Below are 16,146 nucleotides of genomic sequence, written 5' to 3'. Positions count from 1 at the left end.
CGCAATCGTGTTATGCTGCGGCCAGCATTGATGTCGCATTGTGGCTGTCAGCGTCTGTCCCTTCACCCTGTCTCTCTGGAAAGGTAAGAACCTTTGTTGTAGCCAAAACCGGATCGAGAACCCCGCCTTGACAAAGATGGACCAGCATCCTGATATCCGATGCTTGAAATGCTGAGACGTAGGCTTGCAGAATGTCTTTCTGCAATTCGTCATTACAGGGAACTTTGCCATCTTCCGTGATATGTTGCAGTCGTAACCTCGCCCGATGCAATGTGGCCTTGACTGCGCCAAGACTGATTCGTAGCAGTTCCGCCCCTTCCTGATCCGTGTATTGAAACACGTCACAGAGAAGAATGACTGCGCGCTGTTGTGGCGTCAGTCTCCGAATCAGTACCTGCATGGCCTCTTCCAGTGGGGATTGATCCGCTAAATCCACACTTGCGAGACCTGCCAAGTCCTCCACATCACAGAGCTGATACTTGCCAGTTTTGCGGACCTGGTCAAGCCATGTGTTCTTAGCAATTCGGCGCAGAAACCCGGTTACATTGGGATGCTCTTGAGTGCCTTTCAATACCGGCAGTGCCTTGAGCATCGTCGTCTGGACTAAATCCTCCGCATCGTGTCGGGATCCACTCAGAAATTCACAGTATCGCAGCAACTTCCGTCGCAAGTGCGGGATCGCCTGATAGCTCTCCTGGTCGGCTGATTCGGATGGTTGCGTAAAGAAGCCTGGTTGGGTCACCGTAGCCCCTCCTTTCTGCTGACACCAGATTAACGATTAAGATGGTCAAATGGATACGGGTAGATGAAAAAGTGCCACAAATCAGGCAAAGAAATCCCTCTTATCGTGGAGAGCGGTACAGTGGTGATTTTCTCGTCGTGGAAGTTGATTGGCATACTGGTCACTCCATCCACTCCAGGAACTCGAGTCGATTGCCGAATGGATCATCCACGTAGAATCGATCTGCACCGGGCAGTAGCTCATCATCCTTGACGTGGATGCCATAGCTGATGATCCGTTCCTTCAACGCCGCCAAATTCTGCACATGAATCGCTGGATGCGCCTTTTTCGCTGGGAGGAAGTTTTTGTCGATCCCGATGTGGACTTGATGGCCGCCGCAACGAAACCACACACCACCGTTTCGTTTCAATGCCTCCGGCTTTTCGACCTCCTCCATACCAAGAATGTCGCCGAAGAAACGGCGTGCCGCATCCTCGCAATTTGCGGGACCAGCAAGTTGGACGTGATCGATGCCGTAGAATGAATGCTCCGAAAGCATGTTGGAATCCCCTTCCCCCTAGCTTGACGCCCCAAGTCTAATGCACCGCTACCCGAGTCTCACAGTGATTATCTAATCATCCAATCCTGGTATCAGAAATTGTGTCGTGCTAGTCAGAGCCTTCATACGATCTCCTGCAAGTGCCTATTCTCCTCCCCAACGCAGCCTCGCCAAAGTGGTTTACCATATTTTTCATATAATCCTTTTAATTGCCACCTGGAATAGGAAGCGTCTCCCAATCCGCTCCACGAATTTGCTTGGTCAGGTAGACGAACTGGCCCGTATGGTTTGAGAGGTGATACACCTGCCGCTCAATCCCTTTGACAACGGAGTGCGGCTCAGACGGATAGACGGATGGTCACAGTCTTCAGCAGATCCTCTGGGCCGAGTGAGCGCGGCGTCCTCACGTGTAAGTGTCAAATTGACACCTACAGCAGCGGATGCCCACGCCTAAGTGTCAAATTGTACAACAGTCCGATGTTGTTCGCACATCCGTCCACCCATACCCAATCTCTCTGAGGTGCTTCCCGCCAATTTCGACGGCCTGTTCCATGATGGGAACGCCACCCATCGATTCGTAAAAGCGACACGCTGGATTATCGGCCAGAACCCATATCAGCATCGAATGACGACTTGTTTCAACCAAGTGCCGAACGATGCGCTGGAACAGCCCCCTGCCAATCCCCTGACGTTGGTGAGATTCGACCAAGTAAATCGCATATAGCTCTCCATCGTAGAGGGTGTCTCCCGACCGTTCTCTTCCGCCGTTTGCAAACCCGACAATCTGGCCATCTTTGTTTTCCGCTACGAGCAAGGCATAATCGGGGCCGCTTTGCTCTGAGATTCGACGCCACCTTGCCTCGCTTGTTTCGTACGACAGCTCAGCAAGAAAGTGGTCAGGTACGATACCTTTGTACGTCGTTCGCCAACTGTCGACGTGAACTCTTGCCATGTGTTCGTAGTCGCTGTCACTTGCCAGTCGAATGAGCCACTGATTCTGCACATTTTTTCCTCCTTCCTCAGGCATTGGAGATGGAACTCTCAACATTGCCCGGCGCTTGGAAGCAGATTAATCCTCGAAATATTTGCACTCAGCAAAACATACTGGTGCAGTAGCACAACCAATCTCAGTTCTCTCCCAAGTCGGGCAGTGAAAGCGAAGTCACAGTATCCACGTTCTTGAGCAACCATGTCCTATCGTCTTCTTTGCCAATACGGTCGGCGGCATACTTGGCAAGCCGAATGTTTTGATCACGTTGCATCGAGTCACCCTGCACTGCGTATGCACGTGCCATCGCTTCGTAGGCAAAGCCTAAATCGAAATCCCCAAGTTGACTGTCCAAGCAGATTTCCAAAGACTTTTTAGCGTGAAACAGAGAAGGTTCAGACCTGCCCAAAACGGAATATACCCGTGAGATCTGCCATTCACCTCTTGCAAGGTTCAAAGGGGAGCCTACTAGTCCCCAATGAAAGCGCGACGCATGGGCTGCGTTCACCATCTCTCCATTGTCAATTTCGCTTCGGTTGATTTTTTCTATTAGGTCCCATGTCAAATTAAATAGATCGACGGCCAGTTTCTTATGAACTTCTTTGTCTACATACATCCGTCGTTCCGTCATATCCATACCTCTCCCCAACCGACCACTCGACATTTTAATGTTAGCTGAAGAAGTCTACGTTAAGTTCCGCGCCCATAACATTCCTGCAATAATACATGCTCCTCCAATCATTGCCGTCACGGAGAGACTCTCTCCAAGAATGAGTACTGAAGCTAGCGCCGCAAAAATTGGTTCACTACTCATCAGAACAGCAACCCTTGAAGGTGAAGTTCTGCGAATCATGGTCAGTTGAACAAAAAACGCGAACATTGTCGCGAACACAGCCAAGTAACCTGTAATCAGCCAGAAGGAGAGAGTCAGGTGGGTGTATGAAGGATGCTGAATCAATGTCACAAATCCGGATCCAACAGCGACAACCCCCAATTGGATTGTCGTTAATGCCCCTGAATTCATTTCTTTACCGTCCGTCAACCTCTTCGTAGCGGTCATTTGCACAGCACGACAAAAAGCTGCCCCAAGAACCAAGAAGTCGCCCATGTTGATGTGATATCCACGAAGGGTCAATAGGGCTGTTCCCAGTACCGAAAGTATTACAGCACCAAGCAAAGTCAATTTGGGACGTTTCCGGTACAGAACACTGTGAATCAAAGGAACCATCACCGCAAAGAGACTGATGATGAATCCCGCATTTGCCGCAGACGTGTTTGCCACACCATAGGTTTCGAGTGTAAATATGGCTAACAGGAACACTCCAAACACGATCCCGGTTATCCATGTGGAGCCGTCTGCTCTGCGGATCGCAGTGAAGGTTAGAGGCAACATGAGGACTGTCGTCAGTAGAAAGCGAATGAACAGGAATTCCATTACAGGCACGCTAGAGACAACAGCTTTAGACGCGACATAGGTCGTTCCCCAAACCAAAGCAACAAGCAGCAACGAGATATCCGCCGTCCAGCGCGAACGCCAAATCTGGTTACCTATCAACCGAAAACGCCCTTGACTGCTAAGCGTTGAGGTTCGAAGCCCGATTTTCTCTATATCCTCCACAGTCTACTATCCTCCGCGTTTATCGGTATTCACAGTAGCATCATAATACCCTACATCGACCACTTGCGCGCAACTTTCCGAATGCATTGATGTCATCATCCTTTGCACACCGTGGTGGAGGATGTTACACGTCCATCCCCATTATGATAGGAGGAGAATCCCGGACACTCCAGTCCAGAACACTCCTCCGCCCCATCTGAGTACAGCTCATGCGCGCTGGCATCACTGCCGCGAGGGCCGTCTACCCATGCCGATAAACCGCCACAATCCTGTTCGCCATCTGCATAGCAGACAACCGACCGGCAAGTACCTGCCGCAACTGCGACAACTCCGACGCTTGCGTCCTGCGATGACGCAACGAAGCCAATTCCGTCCACAATTGCTGGTCCGACCACGCACGATGAGGACCGTGATCGCCAAAGTTGGTCCGGGAAAGGCGTGAGAGCGTCGCGAGAGTTAAGCGACCTTGCAGCCCTGCGGTGCCTAGCGCAACCACATTCGCTCCGCACAGTGCAGCCTCCACAGCAGTACGGCCAGTCGCAATCACTCCATCGCAGGCATTGAAGAAATTCTGCATCGATTCGATGTGCCCCACCACATGAACGCGTGGAACGCGAATACCAAGCCGTCCTGACCCGCGCCCTGCGACAAGAATGTGAACACCCGGGTTTTTCTCTGCGTACTTGGCGAGTACCCGCACTGTGCGTCGTCCTAGATTGATTTTGTCGAAAGTGAAGCGACCACTGTAACCAATCACGCGTGCGCCAAGCGGAATCCTGTACTGCTGCCGGAACTGTTGCCCACGCTCTGGCGCGGGGCGAAACACGGTTGTGTCGACTCCGTTTGGTACTACCGTTAGACGCGTTCGCGGGATTGACTTCGCAACCAGGTTGGCCGCTGTTGCAGAAACTACAATGACTTCATTGGCACGCCGGCGCGCAAGCACCAGAGCGCGCTTCGAAACATACGTCCCGTGGACGGTGTAGACGAGCTTTGGACTCCTTAGAAGTGGCCCCACTGCCGCGGCGAAAGCCTGTAGACTAGAACTGTCGTGTGCGTGCAAAACATCGACCTGACTGAAGAGCAGCTTGTTGCGCAACAAAGCCACACCGCTACCCTGGTTCATCGCCACGACGTGGACAGGAAATCCAAGGCGACGAACCTTGTTGACCCACGCTCCGCCAGAGGTGCAGAACGTGACCTGATGCCCTTTCTGCCGTAAAGCCTGTGCTAGCGTTATGACGTGTGTCTCTGTTCCACCTCCGCGCCACAACCGTTGAACCCCCATCCAGATGCGCACTCTGTGTCCCTCCTGTCCGCCTTCCGCTACACTATGCGCGCTTGCACAGGTTGATCCCGGCTTTGACCCGATGTCGGACACGAGGTTGGCGATTGTCCGTTACTGCCTTGTTCCCGTAGGCGTACTCTGCTCACATCAAAGTGAAGAGAAGGGGTGAGTCCACGTGGAGGTGACTTATCTCGGTCATGCGGGGTTTTGCGTAGAGACAAATGAGGCCGTCATCATCATGGATCCATGGTTGTCTCCCTCTGGCGCCTTCGATTCGGCTTGGTTTCAGTTCCCAGCCAATCATCACCTGGGTGGGTTCATAGATGCGAAATTGAGGTTTACGAAAAAAGCAAAGTTCATCTATATCAGTCACGAGCACAAGGACCACTTTGACTGGCGCTTTCTCTCCAGCCTCACGACGGATGACTTTTCGTTTGTCATTCCACGCTACCGCAGAACCTATCTGTATGACCAACTGCGGCGAAACCGGTGCCAGTCCATCATCCTGTGCAACGACGCCGATCCGGTGCAAATCCCTGGCGGTACCCTTACACTGTTCCTTGAAGATGCAGAGCTTGACCGAGATTCCGCGGTTTTGCTCGAAAGCGACGGGCAATCGATGCTGAATTTAAACGACTGCAAGGTGTTTGACAGGTTGCCGGAGATTGTCGCAGATACGCCGATCGACCTCTTTACCGCTCAGTTCTCCGGCGCCGGGTGGCACCCGGTGTGTTATGACTACCCGCAAAAGCAGTATCAAGGAATCTCTCGCAGAAAGAAGTTCAGCAAATTCGAGGCCATTGCGCGCGCGTTGCAAGTTGTACAACCTCGCCTCTACCTCACGTCTGCCGGCCCAGCCTGTTTTCTCGACCCGGACTTACTTGACATCAACTTCGAACCGGTCAATATCTTCCCACGCGCGTCAGAACTGTTCGCCTATCTTTCGCGCCGGCTGAAGCACACGCCCCCTTGTTGGGTGGAACCAATGCCAGGTGACCGGTTCGACGCAGCCACGGGGACGGCGCTCCATCTCGCACCCGACAGAGTATCCGACGAAATGTTTGAGTCGTATGTTCGCGCTTACGCCTTACGCATGCAGTCTCTGTTTGAGGCACGGCAAATGCCTACAGAACCAACGGCGGTATTGCATACGGTAGAGCAGTTGACGCAGGCACTGAGAGACAAGCTAGCCATGCTGACGTTGCGGGACCGCATTTTGATTCCACTCTACTTTCAGCTGACCGAGGCACCAAGCCGACGTATTCGCGTCGACTTTCCCAAGCAAATCGTGACAGAAGCAGCAGAAATCACAGAGGACAATTACTACTCTCTGGAAGCCAGAACACAGGATGTAGCTGCTGTACTATCCGGACGGACGTCTTGGGAAGACCTCATGCTGTCTCTACGCGTTCGTCTGCACCGCAATCCCGACATCTACCACACGTTAATTCATGGCTTCCTGACACTTGATGTCGCTGATATGAATTGGTTCTGTGCCAAAGTTCTCGACGCCGAATCACACACTGAACGGATTGTCGTTGAGGCGGGTGAGCGGACGTACAGCACGTTGCGCTACTGCCCACACCAACACGCAGACCTGTCCCATGGCTGGGTGGAACAAGATCGTTACTTAGTCTGCCCTCGCCATCGGTGGCGCTATGACCTCACAGACGGCGGCAAATGTTTGGATTTTGACGCGTCAATTGGCGCGATCGAAGTCGATTGATGGGCCGTGCGAAGGAGAATTGACATGCTGATCGTCATCACGGGGGCACCCCCGACCCGCCGGCTTGGAAGGCGTCGAGACAGGACATTGCGTGACCTGGCTCAGCTTGCGGCGGCACACGACCTCGCGATGTACGTTGTACTACCGACGGATGTCCTTTACCGACGTGGACGGCCGCATCGCATGCGTGCCTATCAGTTGAGCGACAAGGTCTGGCGCGCCACGGCTGTCAAGATTGTGCGTCCCATTTGGGTTGACCTCATGTACCTCCGCGAGTTGCGAAGTGCAGACGTGTCGTACCCGCTCCTACGGCGCAGAATTCGTGAACAGAACTGGCCCTGCATCAACCCGGTACTCCCTGGCAAGCGCAAAGTCTATGACTTGTTGCGCCGGGCGGACATTTCCCCCGGCCGCTTGCCTCTCACAGAGAAGGCGGTCCGAGTTCGGGACGTATTTGACTTTCTCAAAACCCAACCGGTCGTTTGGCTGAAACCGGAGCTTGGATCGGGTGGACGCAATCTCCTGCGCATTGAACGCATTGGTATCGACCAATTTCACGCACAGGCAGACAGGCTGCGTGGGAAGCGAGTAGCCGCTGTGTTGACGCAGTCTCAGTTGACAGTGCTCGTTCGACGGCAGCTTCGGGCTCGGCGCTACCTGCTCCAGGAGAACATTCGACTACCACAGACAGCGGACGGACGGCGCGTCGACTTTCGAGTCACCGTACAAAAGAACGAACGAGGAGAGTGGGCAACGACTGCCCTCACCCTGCGCAAGAGTGCGCGCGGCGCTGTCGTCACCAATGTCCATGCAGGTGCCATCGCGCGCTCACTGCGCACATCCACGGGCAGACGGTGGTTGTCCGAGACCAACACCACTGTGCAAGAACTCGCGATGGTCGAGCAGGCCGCTCTGCAAGCCGCGCGCGCACTTGAACGTGCGTACCCTGACCTTGCGTACCTTGGAGTCGACGCCGCTCCTGCTAACGGATCTTGCTACGTCTACGATTGTAACAGTCGACCCGGACGCGACCTCCTGTCAGACGAGGAGGTACATCGCTGGGCCGAGCGCCTTGTCGGATATGTCGCAACACTGCAGAATCACCGACGTTGACTACCTGCCGTTCACTTTCTGGTACAGTTTGACGAATTCGCGCGCTGTACGCCCCCAAGAGAATCCCTGTGCGTGTATCCTTCCGACTTCTGACCAATTTGCCAACTTCTCCGGGTCCTCCAGACACGTCTCGATGGCGCGCCGGAAGGATTCTGGCCGCCGTGGGTTGTCAACCAAAATCCCCGTGCCGTTCGTCACTGCCTCCGGAATACCGCCCACGCGACTGGCAATCACGGGCAATCCTGTCGCAAGAGCTTCCAAGTTGACCAACCCGAACGCTTCCTTTTCCTGCGAAGGACAGACGAACACGTCGTGGCGGCGGTAGTAGCCAGGAAGTGCCTCAGGGGAGACGAAACCAACCCACTTTACTGGGCAGGACCGGGCCTCGCGGCGGACTAAAGCGCCATAGTTTTTTTCCCACGGTGGAGTCCGCCCGACGAGAGTCAGACGGACGGGGTAGCCCGCCTCATGAAGTTGACGAATCGACCGAATCAGAATGAGCACGCCTTTTTGATGAATCACCCGACCGACAAACAGAATTCGCAGCGGACGTTGGCGAGAAAAGGTAGTGACGGTTCGTCTGTGATACCTGAACCGTGCGAGGTCAATACCGGGGAAAATAACATTGAATCGTTGTCGGTCGCCCTGTAAAGTGAACCGTCGGACGATGGCTCGCCGCAGATAGCGGCTATTACACACCACGCCATCAACTGTGCGCAAGGCACTCACAGCTCCTTGTGGCGTGGTGTGAGCAGGGCCCAAAAAGGTGAGCGAGTGGAGGTTGAGCAGTGTTGGGCATCGCAGCCTGCGTTTCACTGCTGCTGCGAGCAGTGGGCGGTTTTCAACTTGAATGATGTCCGGCTGCAGTGAGGAAAGTGTTGCGAGCACTGCCTTCTGATATGCCTTGGGGGTGCTCGCGTCCAGTCGCAGGTGTTGTGCACCCTTTAGCTGACTGCCTGTGTTGGCACTGTCATCTGACCTACCGCGCTTAGGACTGATGAGAACGAGTTGAACCCCATCAACCTCGGTCAAAGCCCGCGCCAGCGCATGCACATAGATTTGGACCGAACCGCCTCGCGTGGGAGGAATCGGCAAGTCCTCTGGCGCAACAATCGCGATCTTCATCTAGAACCGTCTCCTCATATCCGTCCTGGGTCGCTTGATTCCCGTTCACAACCTATGCAGGACAAAACTGAGGCGGACCGGCATTCTGATCAGACAGCCGCCTCCACAGAGTCAACGGATCGAAAACTTGGCCAGACGTACGAGACTAGCCCCATGGCTACCGTACAACTGCTGGAAGAAAGCAATCCACCCTGCTTGGTCACCAAAACCAGACACGACCCTACTGAGCCACAACCTGCCGTACCGCGGGTAACGAAACAGCAGCATGAACCCAGCCTCGCGCACGCTCTCCACCATCTTCTCCCCCAAATCAGTCTGCGCTTAATTTGCCAGGTTCGAGCTTGCTAAACCCTTTATCCAGTCCGCGGCTGACAGCACATCTGCTTGGCGCGGAAAGACCTTCTCGGTCAGCACACGGTGAACTTCCGGATCGGCATCGAGACAGGCATCCGCTAACACCGTGATTCGGTAGTCTTTGTCAGCTGCCTCTCGCAACGTCGACAGCACGACTCCGCTCGTCGCGATTCCGCACAGGACCAACGTATCAATACCCTGTGCCCGTAAAATGACCTCGAGGTCGCTACCTGAGAAGGCGCTCACTCGCCGTTTGGTGATGACCGGTTCGCCATCCCGCGGTGCAACGGACGCGTGGACCTGAGTCAAATCGTCATCCGCAGTCATTCCACCTGCTCCCGCTATGGCTGAGAACGACTTGTTGTTCGGGCTGACCTCTGCGAACCCTGGGCGAAATGCCACTCGCACAAACATCACGGGAATGTTCGCGGCCCGGGCTGCAGCGACGGCGGTCACGATTGGTGTGAGTGTGCTCTCATCTTTCGCAAAACGCGACACAATGCCATTTTGGACGTCCATTACCAACAACGCTGTATGGTGTTCTGTCACCTTCAACCTCTCCCTTTGCACAGCCTAGATTGTCTCTAGCCTATGTTACCAAATTGACACCAGGTTCCGAACAGCGGCAAGGGATTTTCCCCTTTCCCGTCGAATCATAGACCAGAGTTTACAATGGAGGCAAACATGAAACCATTCCTGAAGTGGGCCGGAAACAAGTACCGCCTAATTGAAAAAATCCGCGCTCTGCTCCCACCCGCGGATCGGTTGATTGAACCGTTTGCTGGGGCTGCAGCCGTGTTTCTCAACACAGACTACCAAGACAATGTCATTAATGACTCGAACCCCGACCTGATTCATGTATTTGTAACGCTTAAACAATACGGACCGACCTTTATTGATGAGTGTAAAGGCCTGTTTGGAAATGAGTTCAATAACGCCGATGCGTATTATGCCTTGCGCGAAGAATTCAACTCGTCGGTCGACCCTTTCCGCAAGGCGGCACTCTTTCTGTACTTGAACCGACACGGGTACAACGGGCTGTGTCGATACAACAAAATAGGCGGATTTAACGTGCCGTTCGGTCGATACAAGAAAACGTATTTCCCATACGAGGAAATGATGATGTTCTACCACAAGTCACAAACCGCTGAATTTTCCTCCATAGATTTTGAAGTGGTAATGCGAGGAGCCCGCCCTGGAGACGTGATTTACTGCGACCCGCCATACGTGCCTCTGTCGGCAACGGCCAACTTTACGGGCTACAACTCGGACGGGTTCTCTCAGTCCGAACAGGTCCGCCTTGCGCGAGTTGCCGCCGAAACGGCAGCTCGCGGCGTCCCAGTCGTCATCTCCAACCACGACAACGAATTTACGCGCAAAGTCTACCAAGGTGCAGTCGTCACTTCATTTGACGTACAGCGGTTTATCAGTTGTGACGGTGACCACCGCGGCAAAGCTAAGGAGCTATTGGCGCTCTTTCCCGGCGCCTGAACAGCGCCGGGACCTCTGCACGCTCACGATACATCAACTTTCTCTGCGAGAGCATTGCCTCGCGTCTCGCAAAGTACCACCAACTAGCAGACAACAGGATTGTCACCGCCCCGGCAATGCTCGTGATTTCCGCAGTCCGTAACACGCCGAGACGATTTGCAACCAACCCAAACAGTGGAAACACAAAAATCATAAAGAGCGAAAAAGCCGTCGAGTTGAAAGACAGCAGCGTAGCTCGCTCAGTAGGTGGCACTTCGCGATTCAGACCTCGGTCGATGACGGGTTCCGTCACGTCCCTGAGGCACAGTGGTCAATCGTTCCATGCCGGACACATTCAACCTAATGCAGGGTCAATCATGGCAAACATCCGGTCACGGTGGCCCGGCAGCGTCTTGCCGCCGAAACTCATTACTGGCGACTGGCGCGTCTCCTGAAACCCCAACCCCTGCAGGCTCGCCTGAAACTCCGCCTGCTGACCTGGCACGTCGAGACGGACAGTTCCTCCGCCGGTAAGCTCAGGTTTGCAGGCGAAGGCCTCCGTGTGCAGTCTCTCCACAACGGCTTGAACCAGTTCGGCAGCCATGTGGACACTGTCCGCGATGACCGGACCCATCAGCCAGCGGTCAGTCCCGCGCAGGGCGAATGTGAAGCCACGCACATGGCCACCGTCATCTCGCACCGCAACGCCAATCCGCGCAATTTGCCATAGCGCCTGATACGCAGCCTCGCGCCTCCCACCAGACGCTGTCTCGTCGAGCGCGACGACAGCTGCCAGGTCATCCTGCCGCAGAGCGGTCGCGACATGCGAGCGTCGGCCATCCGCTACAGATGCGAGATCAAGTTCATACCGGTGAACCTGTTCTACGATGCGAAAGCCGAGGGATTCATAGACAGGTCTACCCTGCGGTGTGGCGATGAGCATCACGTGCGCCTGCGGGTCCACGTCAGCAAGACAGCGGCGAACAACAGCGGTGCCAATGCCTTGACGCTGGTGTTCCGGGCTGACCATGACAATTCCGAGTGACGCGAGGTTGCGGCCGTACGGATAGATTGCGGACGCTCCGATAAGTTCCCGCCTGCCGGCGCCGGCAGCATGAAGGCCGTAGACCGTACCTGCAGCCATCAACAGCGCAACCTGTTCGTCCGCAAAGTGCCAACCGACCCGCTCCGCAAGTTGCTGCAAGTCCGCTCGGTCGTGCTCGCCCAGCTTAGCAAAGGTGAATTCTTGTCGACTGTCGATCACGGTGGCCTAGCATTCCCTTCCATTCATCAATCTTCGTAGACTGTCACTGTCGCCTCTTCGCCAGCCGCGATTGCCCCGGGACGTTCCACGATGCAAATGATGCCACGGCGTCTTTGCGCGTGTTGCACGAAGCGTGCAGACAGCTTCGCAACGTCCGGGTAGTGCGACTGGATTACGTCGCCAGGATAGCGGCAGGGTTGGTTTTCTCCTTCACAGAGGAGCCCCGCGCCGCTTGGGAACAGAATGCGGCTTCCGTTTGACAGTCGAGTGAGGTCCGGGAAGCCTCTGACGACAACGTTTGCGCCGAGCCACTCTGGTCGAATCTCTGGCACGCCAAGGGCCTCAGCCACGGCTGCACACTCTTCCATCGACACGACCGTGATCTGCCGACGGTTGAAAATCTCCATCCCACGCGGGTACATCGACTCGCGAACACCAGCTCGCTTCGTCAGACCGAAGTGGCGGTCGCCTGCAATGCCGCCGTATGTAACGTCAATCTGCGGCAGACGGCTTGTGATGAAGCTTTCTGCCTGATTGGCAATGAGCACTGCTTCGACAGTACACGAATGTGACTGCGCGATTTGCCCCACCTCCTACTTGTTCCAGTCCTGCGTCATCCAGCGAGCAATCGTTTGTGCATCAGAGTCGTCGGCCTGCTGCAGTTGGTCGATGACGCGCTCTCGTACCTCAGCCGGCTTGTTCTGGCTCAACTTTGCGGCGCCTTCCATGCGCGCGATGTCAATCCGGAACCCCACGATGGCTTGTGTCATGCGCCGAAAATACGGTTCTCCGGACTCGCTCGATACCGGCGAGTCAGGGTCGTAAAAGCGCACCATCCGCTCCAGAACCGCCGCGAGTTCCTCCACATCGTTCATCACGTGACAAGTCCCGTACACGTGCACCGCCACGTAGTTCCACGTGGGAACCGACTCGCCAATCCCGTACCACGAAGGGGAAATGTAACTGTGTGCACCAGAAAACACGGCCATGACGTCCTGCCCGTCGATGTCCTGCCACTGCGGATTCGCTTTGGCTACGTGACCGTATAAAGCGCCTCCATCATTGTCGAACAGAAACGGTAAATGTGTTCCGCACTGTTGCCCTTCGTGCTGACTCATCAACAACCCAAAACTGTGGATTTCGATAAATTCCTTCATTCTGGCTTCGCTCATCGCAAATGACTTTGGTATGTACACCGACGCCACCTCGCGCTCCCTCAAATCTTGACGTGCCGGACAGTCATCCAACTTCATCTTATCAAAGCGGGGAATGACTCGATACGGCTGTCAAGCCATCTGCCCAATTTGCACGGCGTGCGTCAACTGCCCAGACAAACGAGGTGCCGCGCATACAACGTTGGCGAATGTTTCAACACAGGTGCAACAACGAGCCACTACGCTTCGTCTGAAGCACTAGGAGGTGGATTCAGATGAAGAAGGCCGTGTTTTTTGCCATCCCGGGATTGCTCACTGTGGCACTCAGTGGTTGCGGAGCGACGGACAACCAGACTCATTCCGTAGGAACGACCGTAGTCGCCCCCGCTGCCGGAGTTCGCCCCGCCAATACGGTCACTTTTTTTCAAAACAGTTCGTCACCAGCCATTGAAATTCCGCTAAAACCTGACCCGCTTGTCGGGCGTAGTTTCTCAAACGTCCATCCTCCGTCAAAAGGGGTTCAGGTCTACTTGCCCATCTATCCCGGTGCTGTGAGCACCGCGCCTGTCTCCGGCATTGGAGACGTGGGTAGAGCAATGGACGCAGACCTTGTCGATGGAATCGTATACTTTCGTTCAAAGAACTCCCAGACGAAAATTTTGAACTGGTACAAGCAGCAACTCGGCAGATTAGGGTACTCGATTGGCGTCCAAGGCAGTTCCAGCAAGTACGGTAAAACGACATCAGAGTACTTTGACTTTACCAAGCACAAGACCATTCCCGGCAATCCGACGCAGTTTCCCGAGATCAACGTGGGTTTCCTCGCTCAACGTCAATCCGGAGACACTGTGTTCAAACTGATGGCCTCTTACATCGTTGTGCCGCCCCGTCCGAAGAACTCCTACCTCCCGACAGATGTAGTACGGGTAGTGTTGACCGAAGGCAAAACGACCAAGACCATGACAGACGCAAAGTTAATCGCCAACGTCATCTCCGAAATCAACTCGCTGCAGGTAGAAACACCGTCTGTCCAGGCTGGAGGTACTGCAATCACGACACCGCTGGTCAACATCGTGGCCAAATTTTACGAGCAAAACGGGACAGTTATCAGTGCCACGTTTTCTCCGTATTTCGGGACATTGACGATTCATGGAACGACGCTGAACAGTGGCTCCGCCCCCGCCCTGCAGAGCACGCTGACGTCCCAATTCCGGAGTCAGGGAAACTAGCGACGACCCTTCCACTCCTGTGCGAGCAAGCCGTAAACTGCGTGATCGATATAACCGCTTGAGTGGCGCTCCACCTGGCGACATACGCCTTCCAAGGTAAACCCGAGCCGTTCCGGAATGGCACGGCTCTTTTGATTCCCGACGCCCGCACGAATCTCGATCCGATGTAAGCCGTACTCCCAGAAGGCGATATTGACCATCGCGCGGCAGGCGCGAGTCATAATGCCACGCCTCTGAAAGTCCTCGCCTAACCAGTAGCCAATCGACACCTGGTTGTGCTCCCAATTGACGTGGTGGAAGCCAATCACGCCGGCCAACTGTCCCTGATAAGTAATTCCGGCCTGAAACCCGTGGTTCGATGCGAACTGCTGCAGTGTCATCGAGATGAATTCCCGAGTCTGCTCGGCAGAGACGCTCGCATCCACCCACGGCAGCCACTCCCGCAAGTAGGACCTGCCGGCGTCAATGAGGCCAAACACCTGCTCTGCGTCTCGCAGTTCCAGCAATTTCAGATGAATTTCGTCGTCTACTTTGTGGTAGAACATGTGATCGACCTCCACATCAGGGCTTCTGAATCGCAACTGTGAACGCTACCGTCGACGGAACTCGTGTCTGACGCTGTCCAAAACATTGTCTATGCTTTTAAGCAAAATTCAAGCTACGTCGAGTAACCTATGTCTCAGGCGGGGTGGCAATTGGGGCCATCAGTGCTGGCCGGCGCAGGCCGGGGCCGCCAGCAATTCAAACGTCAGGGGTGAGAACCATGTAAGGACAAGTAGTACTTAACAAACTAATTGTTGGGCCTCTCAGCCAGCTGAATCTGACCTTTTCACCTTGACCCCCTTTTGAATATAACTAAGGCCGCCGATGACTCGGCGGTCCCTTTTTTTCTGTACGGCTCGCAGTCGTTGACTCGAGGCCATGTGGTGCACTACAGTTTTTCAGCGACCAACGTGTATAGGGCCGGAGCCGGAACGTGCCGAGCGGTGATGGAGAAACCCTGCGACTCAAGAGCGGCGCTCATTTTGTCACTGGCAATGCGAATGTGAAGCGGAGGCCCCATCGGGCTGTCTACAGCTTCCCAGTCAATGCACAGCAATTTGCCACCTTGTTTCAACAGACGGTGGATCTCTTGAATCCCTTGTTCAAGCGGCTCCACCTCATGTAGGACGAGTGACGCTATCACGACATCGGCTAGCTGGTCATCGAGTGGAACGTTTTCAATGGTACCCTGAACGAGTTCAATGTTCTTAACCCCAGCCGCATCTTGGCGCTGCTTCAACTCATCCAGCATTTCTGTCGAGACATCGACCGCGTGCACAGTTTCGTTCGTCATCGCAGCAGCTGGAATGGAAAAATACCCAGTACCGGCCCCCAGGTCTACCACTGTATCGTGTGGCCCAACCGGGATTGACGAGAGTGTTGCTTCTGGCGGCAGCGCTTGTCGACGCTCCGCAGAGTCGAGTACGTGCTTGTTTGCGGGATCAAAGCGATGTGGATGACCATCTGAGTGATGTGGCGTCATGTCATCAGACCC

20 protein-coding genes are annotated in these 16,146 nt (G+C 54.7%); 4 read left to right on the top strand and 16 right to left on the bottom strand.

Features of this window, described 5'->3' with window-relative positions; translation table 11 throughout:
- Nucleotides 1-10: 10 nt before the first annotated feature.
- From JC200_RS19335 to JC200_RS19300, 8 genes are all read right to left on the bottom strand, one after another.
- Nucleotides 11-742, bottom strand: a complete 732-nt coding sequence (locus JC200_RS19335) for an RNA polymerase sigma factor (RefSeq protein WP_274433358.1) — start codon at nt 740-742, stop codon at nt 11-13.
- A gap of 29 nt (nt 743-771) precedes the next feature.
- Nucleotides 772-897, bottom strand: a complete 126-nt coding sequence (locus tag JC200_RS19330; protein WP_274433357.1) for a hypothetical protein — start codon at nt 895-897, stop codon at nt 772-774.
- A gap of 5 nt (nt 898-902) precedes the next feature.
- Complete coding sequence (locus JC200_RS19325; protein WP_274433356.1) at nt 903-1,280, bottom strand: VOC family protein; 378 nt, start codon at nt 1,278-1,280, stop codon at nt 903-905.
- 205 nt (nt 1,281-1,485) lie between these two features.
- Nucleotides 1,486-1,584, bottom strand: a complete 99-nt coding sequence (locus tag JC200_RS19320; RefSeq protein WP_274433355.1) for a DUF1572 family protein — start codon at nt 1,582-1,584, stop codon at nt 1,486-1,488.
- Nucleotides 1,585-1,737: 153 nt separating this feature from the next.
- The gene (locus JC200_RS19315; RefSeq protein ID WP_274433354.1) at nt 1,738-2,283 is read right to left on the bottom strand and encodes a GNAT family N-acetyltransferase; all 546 of its coding nucleotides are present in this window, start codon (nt 2,281-2,283) and stop codon (nt 1,738-1,740) included.
- A gap of 124 nt (nt 2,284-2,407) precedes the next feature.
- On the bottom strand, nt 2,408-2,899 hold the full coding sequence (locus tag JC200_RS19310; RefSeq protein WP_274433353.1) for a hypothetical protein: 492 nt from the start codon (nt 2,897-2,899) through the stop codon (nt 2,408-2,410).
- 54 nt (nt 2,900-2,953) lie between these two features.
- Nucleotides 2,954-3,886, bottom strand: coding sequence for a DMT family transporter (locus JC200_RS19305; RefSeq protein ID WP_274433352.1), 933 nt, complete (start codon nt 3,884-3,886; stop codon nt 2,954-2,956).
- 241 nt (nt 3,887-4,127) lie between these two features.
- Nucleotides 4,128-5,186: a glycosyltransferase gene (locus JC200_RS19300; RefSeq protein ID WP_274433351.1), complete on the bottom strand. Its 1,059-nt coding sequence runs from the start codon at nt 5,184-5,186 to the stop codon at nt 4,128-4,130.
- Nucleotides 5,187-5,349: 163 nt separating this feature from the next.
- Here JC200_RS19300 and JC200_RS19295 point away from each other — a divergent pair, with 163 nt between their 5' ends.
- Nucleotides 5,350-6,900 (top strand): Rieske 2Fe-2S domain-containing protein, encoded by a 1,551-nt coding sequence (locus JC200_RS19295; RefSeq protein WP_274433349.1) that lies wholly within the window; start codon nt 5,350-5,352, stop codon nt 6,898-6,900.
- 24 nt (nt 6,901-6,924) lie between these two features.
- Entirely contained in the window at nt 6,925-8,013 is a 1,089-nt protein-coding gene (locus JC200_RS19290) for a YheC/YheD family protein (RefSeq protein WP_274433348.1), read from the top strand.
- On the opposite strand, the gene JC200_RS19285 is transcribed toward JC200_RS19290, so the two are convergent.
- The 3 genes from JC200_RS19285 to JC200_RS19275 all read right to left on the bottom strand — a co-directional run bounded on the left by JC200_RS19285 (nt 8,014) and on the right by JC200_RS19275 (nt 10,047).
- On the bottom strand, nt 8,014-9,138 hold the full coding sequence (locus tag JC200_RS19285) for a glycosyltransferase family 4 protein (protein WP_274433347.1): 1,125 nt from the start codon (nt 9,136-9,138) through the stop codon (nt 8,014-8,016).
- Nucleotides 9,139-9,249: 111 nt separating this feature from the next.
- Nucleotides 9,250-9,432, bottom strand: coding sequence for a hypothetical protein (locus tag JC200_RS19280; protein ID WP_274433346.1), 183 nt, complete (start codon nt 9,430-9,432; stop codon nt 9,250-9,252).
- Nucleotides 9,433-9,459: 27 nt separating this feature from the next.
- Nucleotides 9,460-10,047: a cysteine hydrolase family protein gene (locus tag JC200_RS19275; protein ID WP_443111837.1), complete on the bottom strand. Its 588-nt coding sequence runs from the start codon at nt 10,045-10,047 to the stop codon at nt 9,460-9,462.
- 129 nt (nt 10,048-10,176) lie between these two features.
- On the opposite strand from JC200_RS19275, the gene JC200_RS19270 reads away from it, so the two are divergent.
- The gene (locus JC200_RS19270) at nt 10,177-10,983 is read left to right on the top strand and encodes a Dam family site-specific DNA-(adenine-N6)-methyltransferase (RefSeq protein WP_274433343.1); all 807 of its coding nucleotides are present in this window, start codon (nt 10,177-10,179) and stop codon (nt 10,981-10,983) included.
- 334 nt (nt 10,984-11,317) lie between these two features.
- On the opposite strand, the gene JC200_RS19265 is transcribed toward JC200_RS19270, so the two are convergent.
- From JC200_RS19265 to JC200_RS19255, 3 genes are read right to left on the bottom strand one after another with little or no spacing between them, the layout of a single operon-like run.
- Nucleotides 11,318-12,226, bottom strand: a complete 909-nt coding sequence (locus JC200_RS19265; RefSeq protein ID WP_274433342.1) for a GNAT family N-acetyltransferase — start codon at nt 12,224-12,226, stop codon at nt 11,318-11,320.
- A gap of 26 nt (nt 12,227-12,252) precedes the next feature.
- On the bottom strand, nt 12,253-12,807 hold the full coding sequence (locus JC200_RS19260; RefSeq protein ID WP_274436600.1) for an MOSC domain-containing protein: 555 nt from the start codon (nt 12,805-12,807) through the stop codon (nt 12,253-12,255).
- A gap of 12 nt (nt 12,808-12,819) precedes the next feature.
- Entirely contained in the window at nt 12,820-13,422 is a 603-nt protein-coding gene (locus JC200_RS19255; protein ID WP_274433341.1) for an FMN-binding negative transcriptional regulator, read from the bottom strand.
- 233 nt (nt 13,423-13,655) lie between these two features.
- Here JC200_RS19255 and JC200_RS19250 point away from each other — a divergent pair, with 233 nt between their 5' ends.
- The gene (locus JC200_RS19250; RefSeq protein WP_274433339.1) at nt 13,656-14,609 is read left to right on the top strand and encodes a hypothetical protein; all 954 of its coding nucleotides are present in this window, start codon (nt 13,656-13,658) and stop codon (nt 14,607-14,609) included.
- On the opposite strand, the gene JC200_RS19245 is transcribed toward JC200_RS19250, so the two are convergent.
- Nucleotides 14,606-15,154: a GNAT family N-acetyltransferase gene (locus JC200_RS19245; RefSeq protein ID WP_274433338.1), complete on the bottom strand. Its 549-nt coding sequence runs from the start codon at nt 15,152-15,154 to the stop codon at nt 14,606-14,608. The two genes, JC200_RS19250 and JC200_RS19245, sit on opposite strands and share 4 nt — an antisense overlap.
- 386 nt (nt 15,155-15,540) lie before the next feature.
- The gene (locus JC200_RS19240) at nt 15,541-16,134 is read right to left on the bottom strand and encodes a class I SAM-dependent methyltransferase (protein WP_274433337.1); all 594 of its coding nucleotides are present in this window, start codon (nt 16,132-16,134) and stop codon (nt 15,541-15,543) included.
- Nucleotides 16,135-16,146: the final 12 nt, after the last annotated feature.

This window comes from Alicyclobacillus sp. ALC3 (assembly GCF_028751195.1).
Lineage (GTDB): Bacteria > Bacillota > Bacilli > Alicyclobacillales > Alicyclobacillaceae > Alicyclobacillus_L.
Note: the sequence above shows the minus strand (reverse complement) of the source record. Positions and strands in the feature narration are given on the sequence as shown.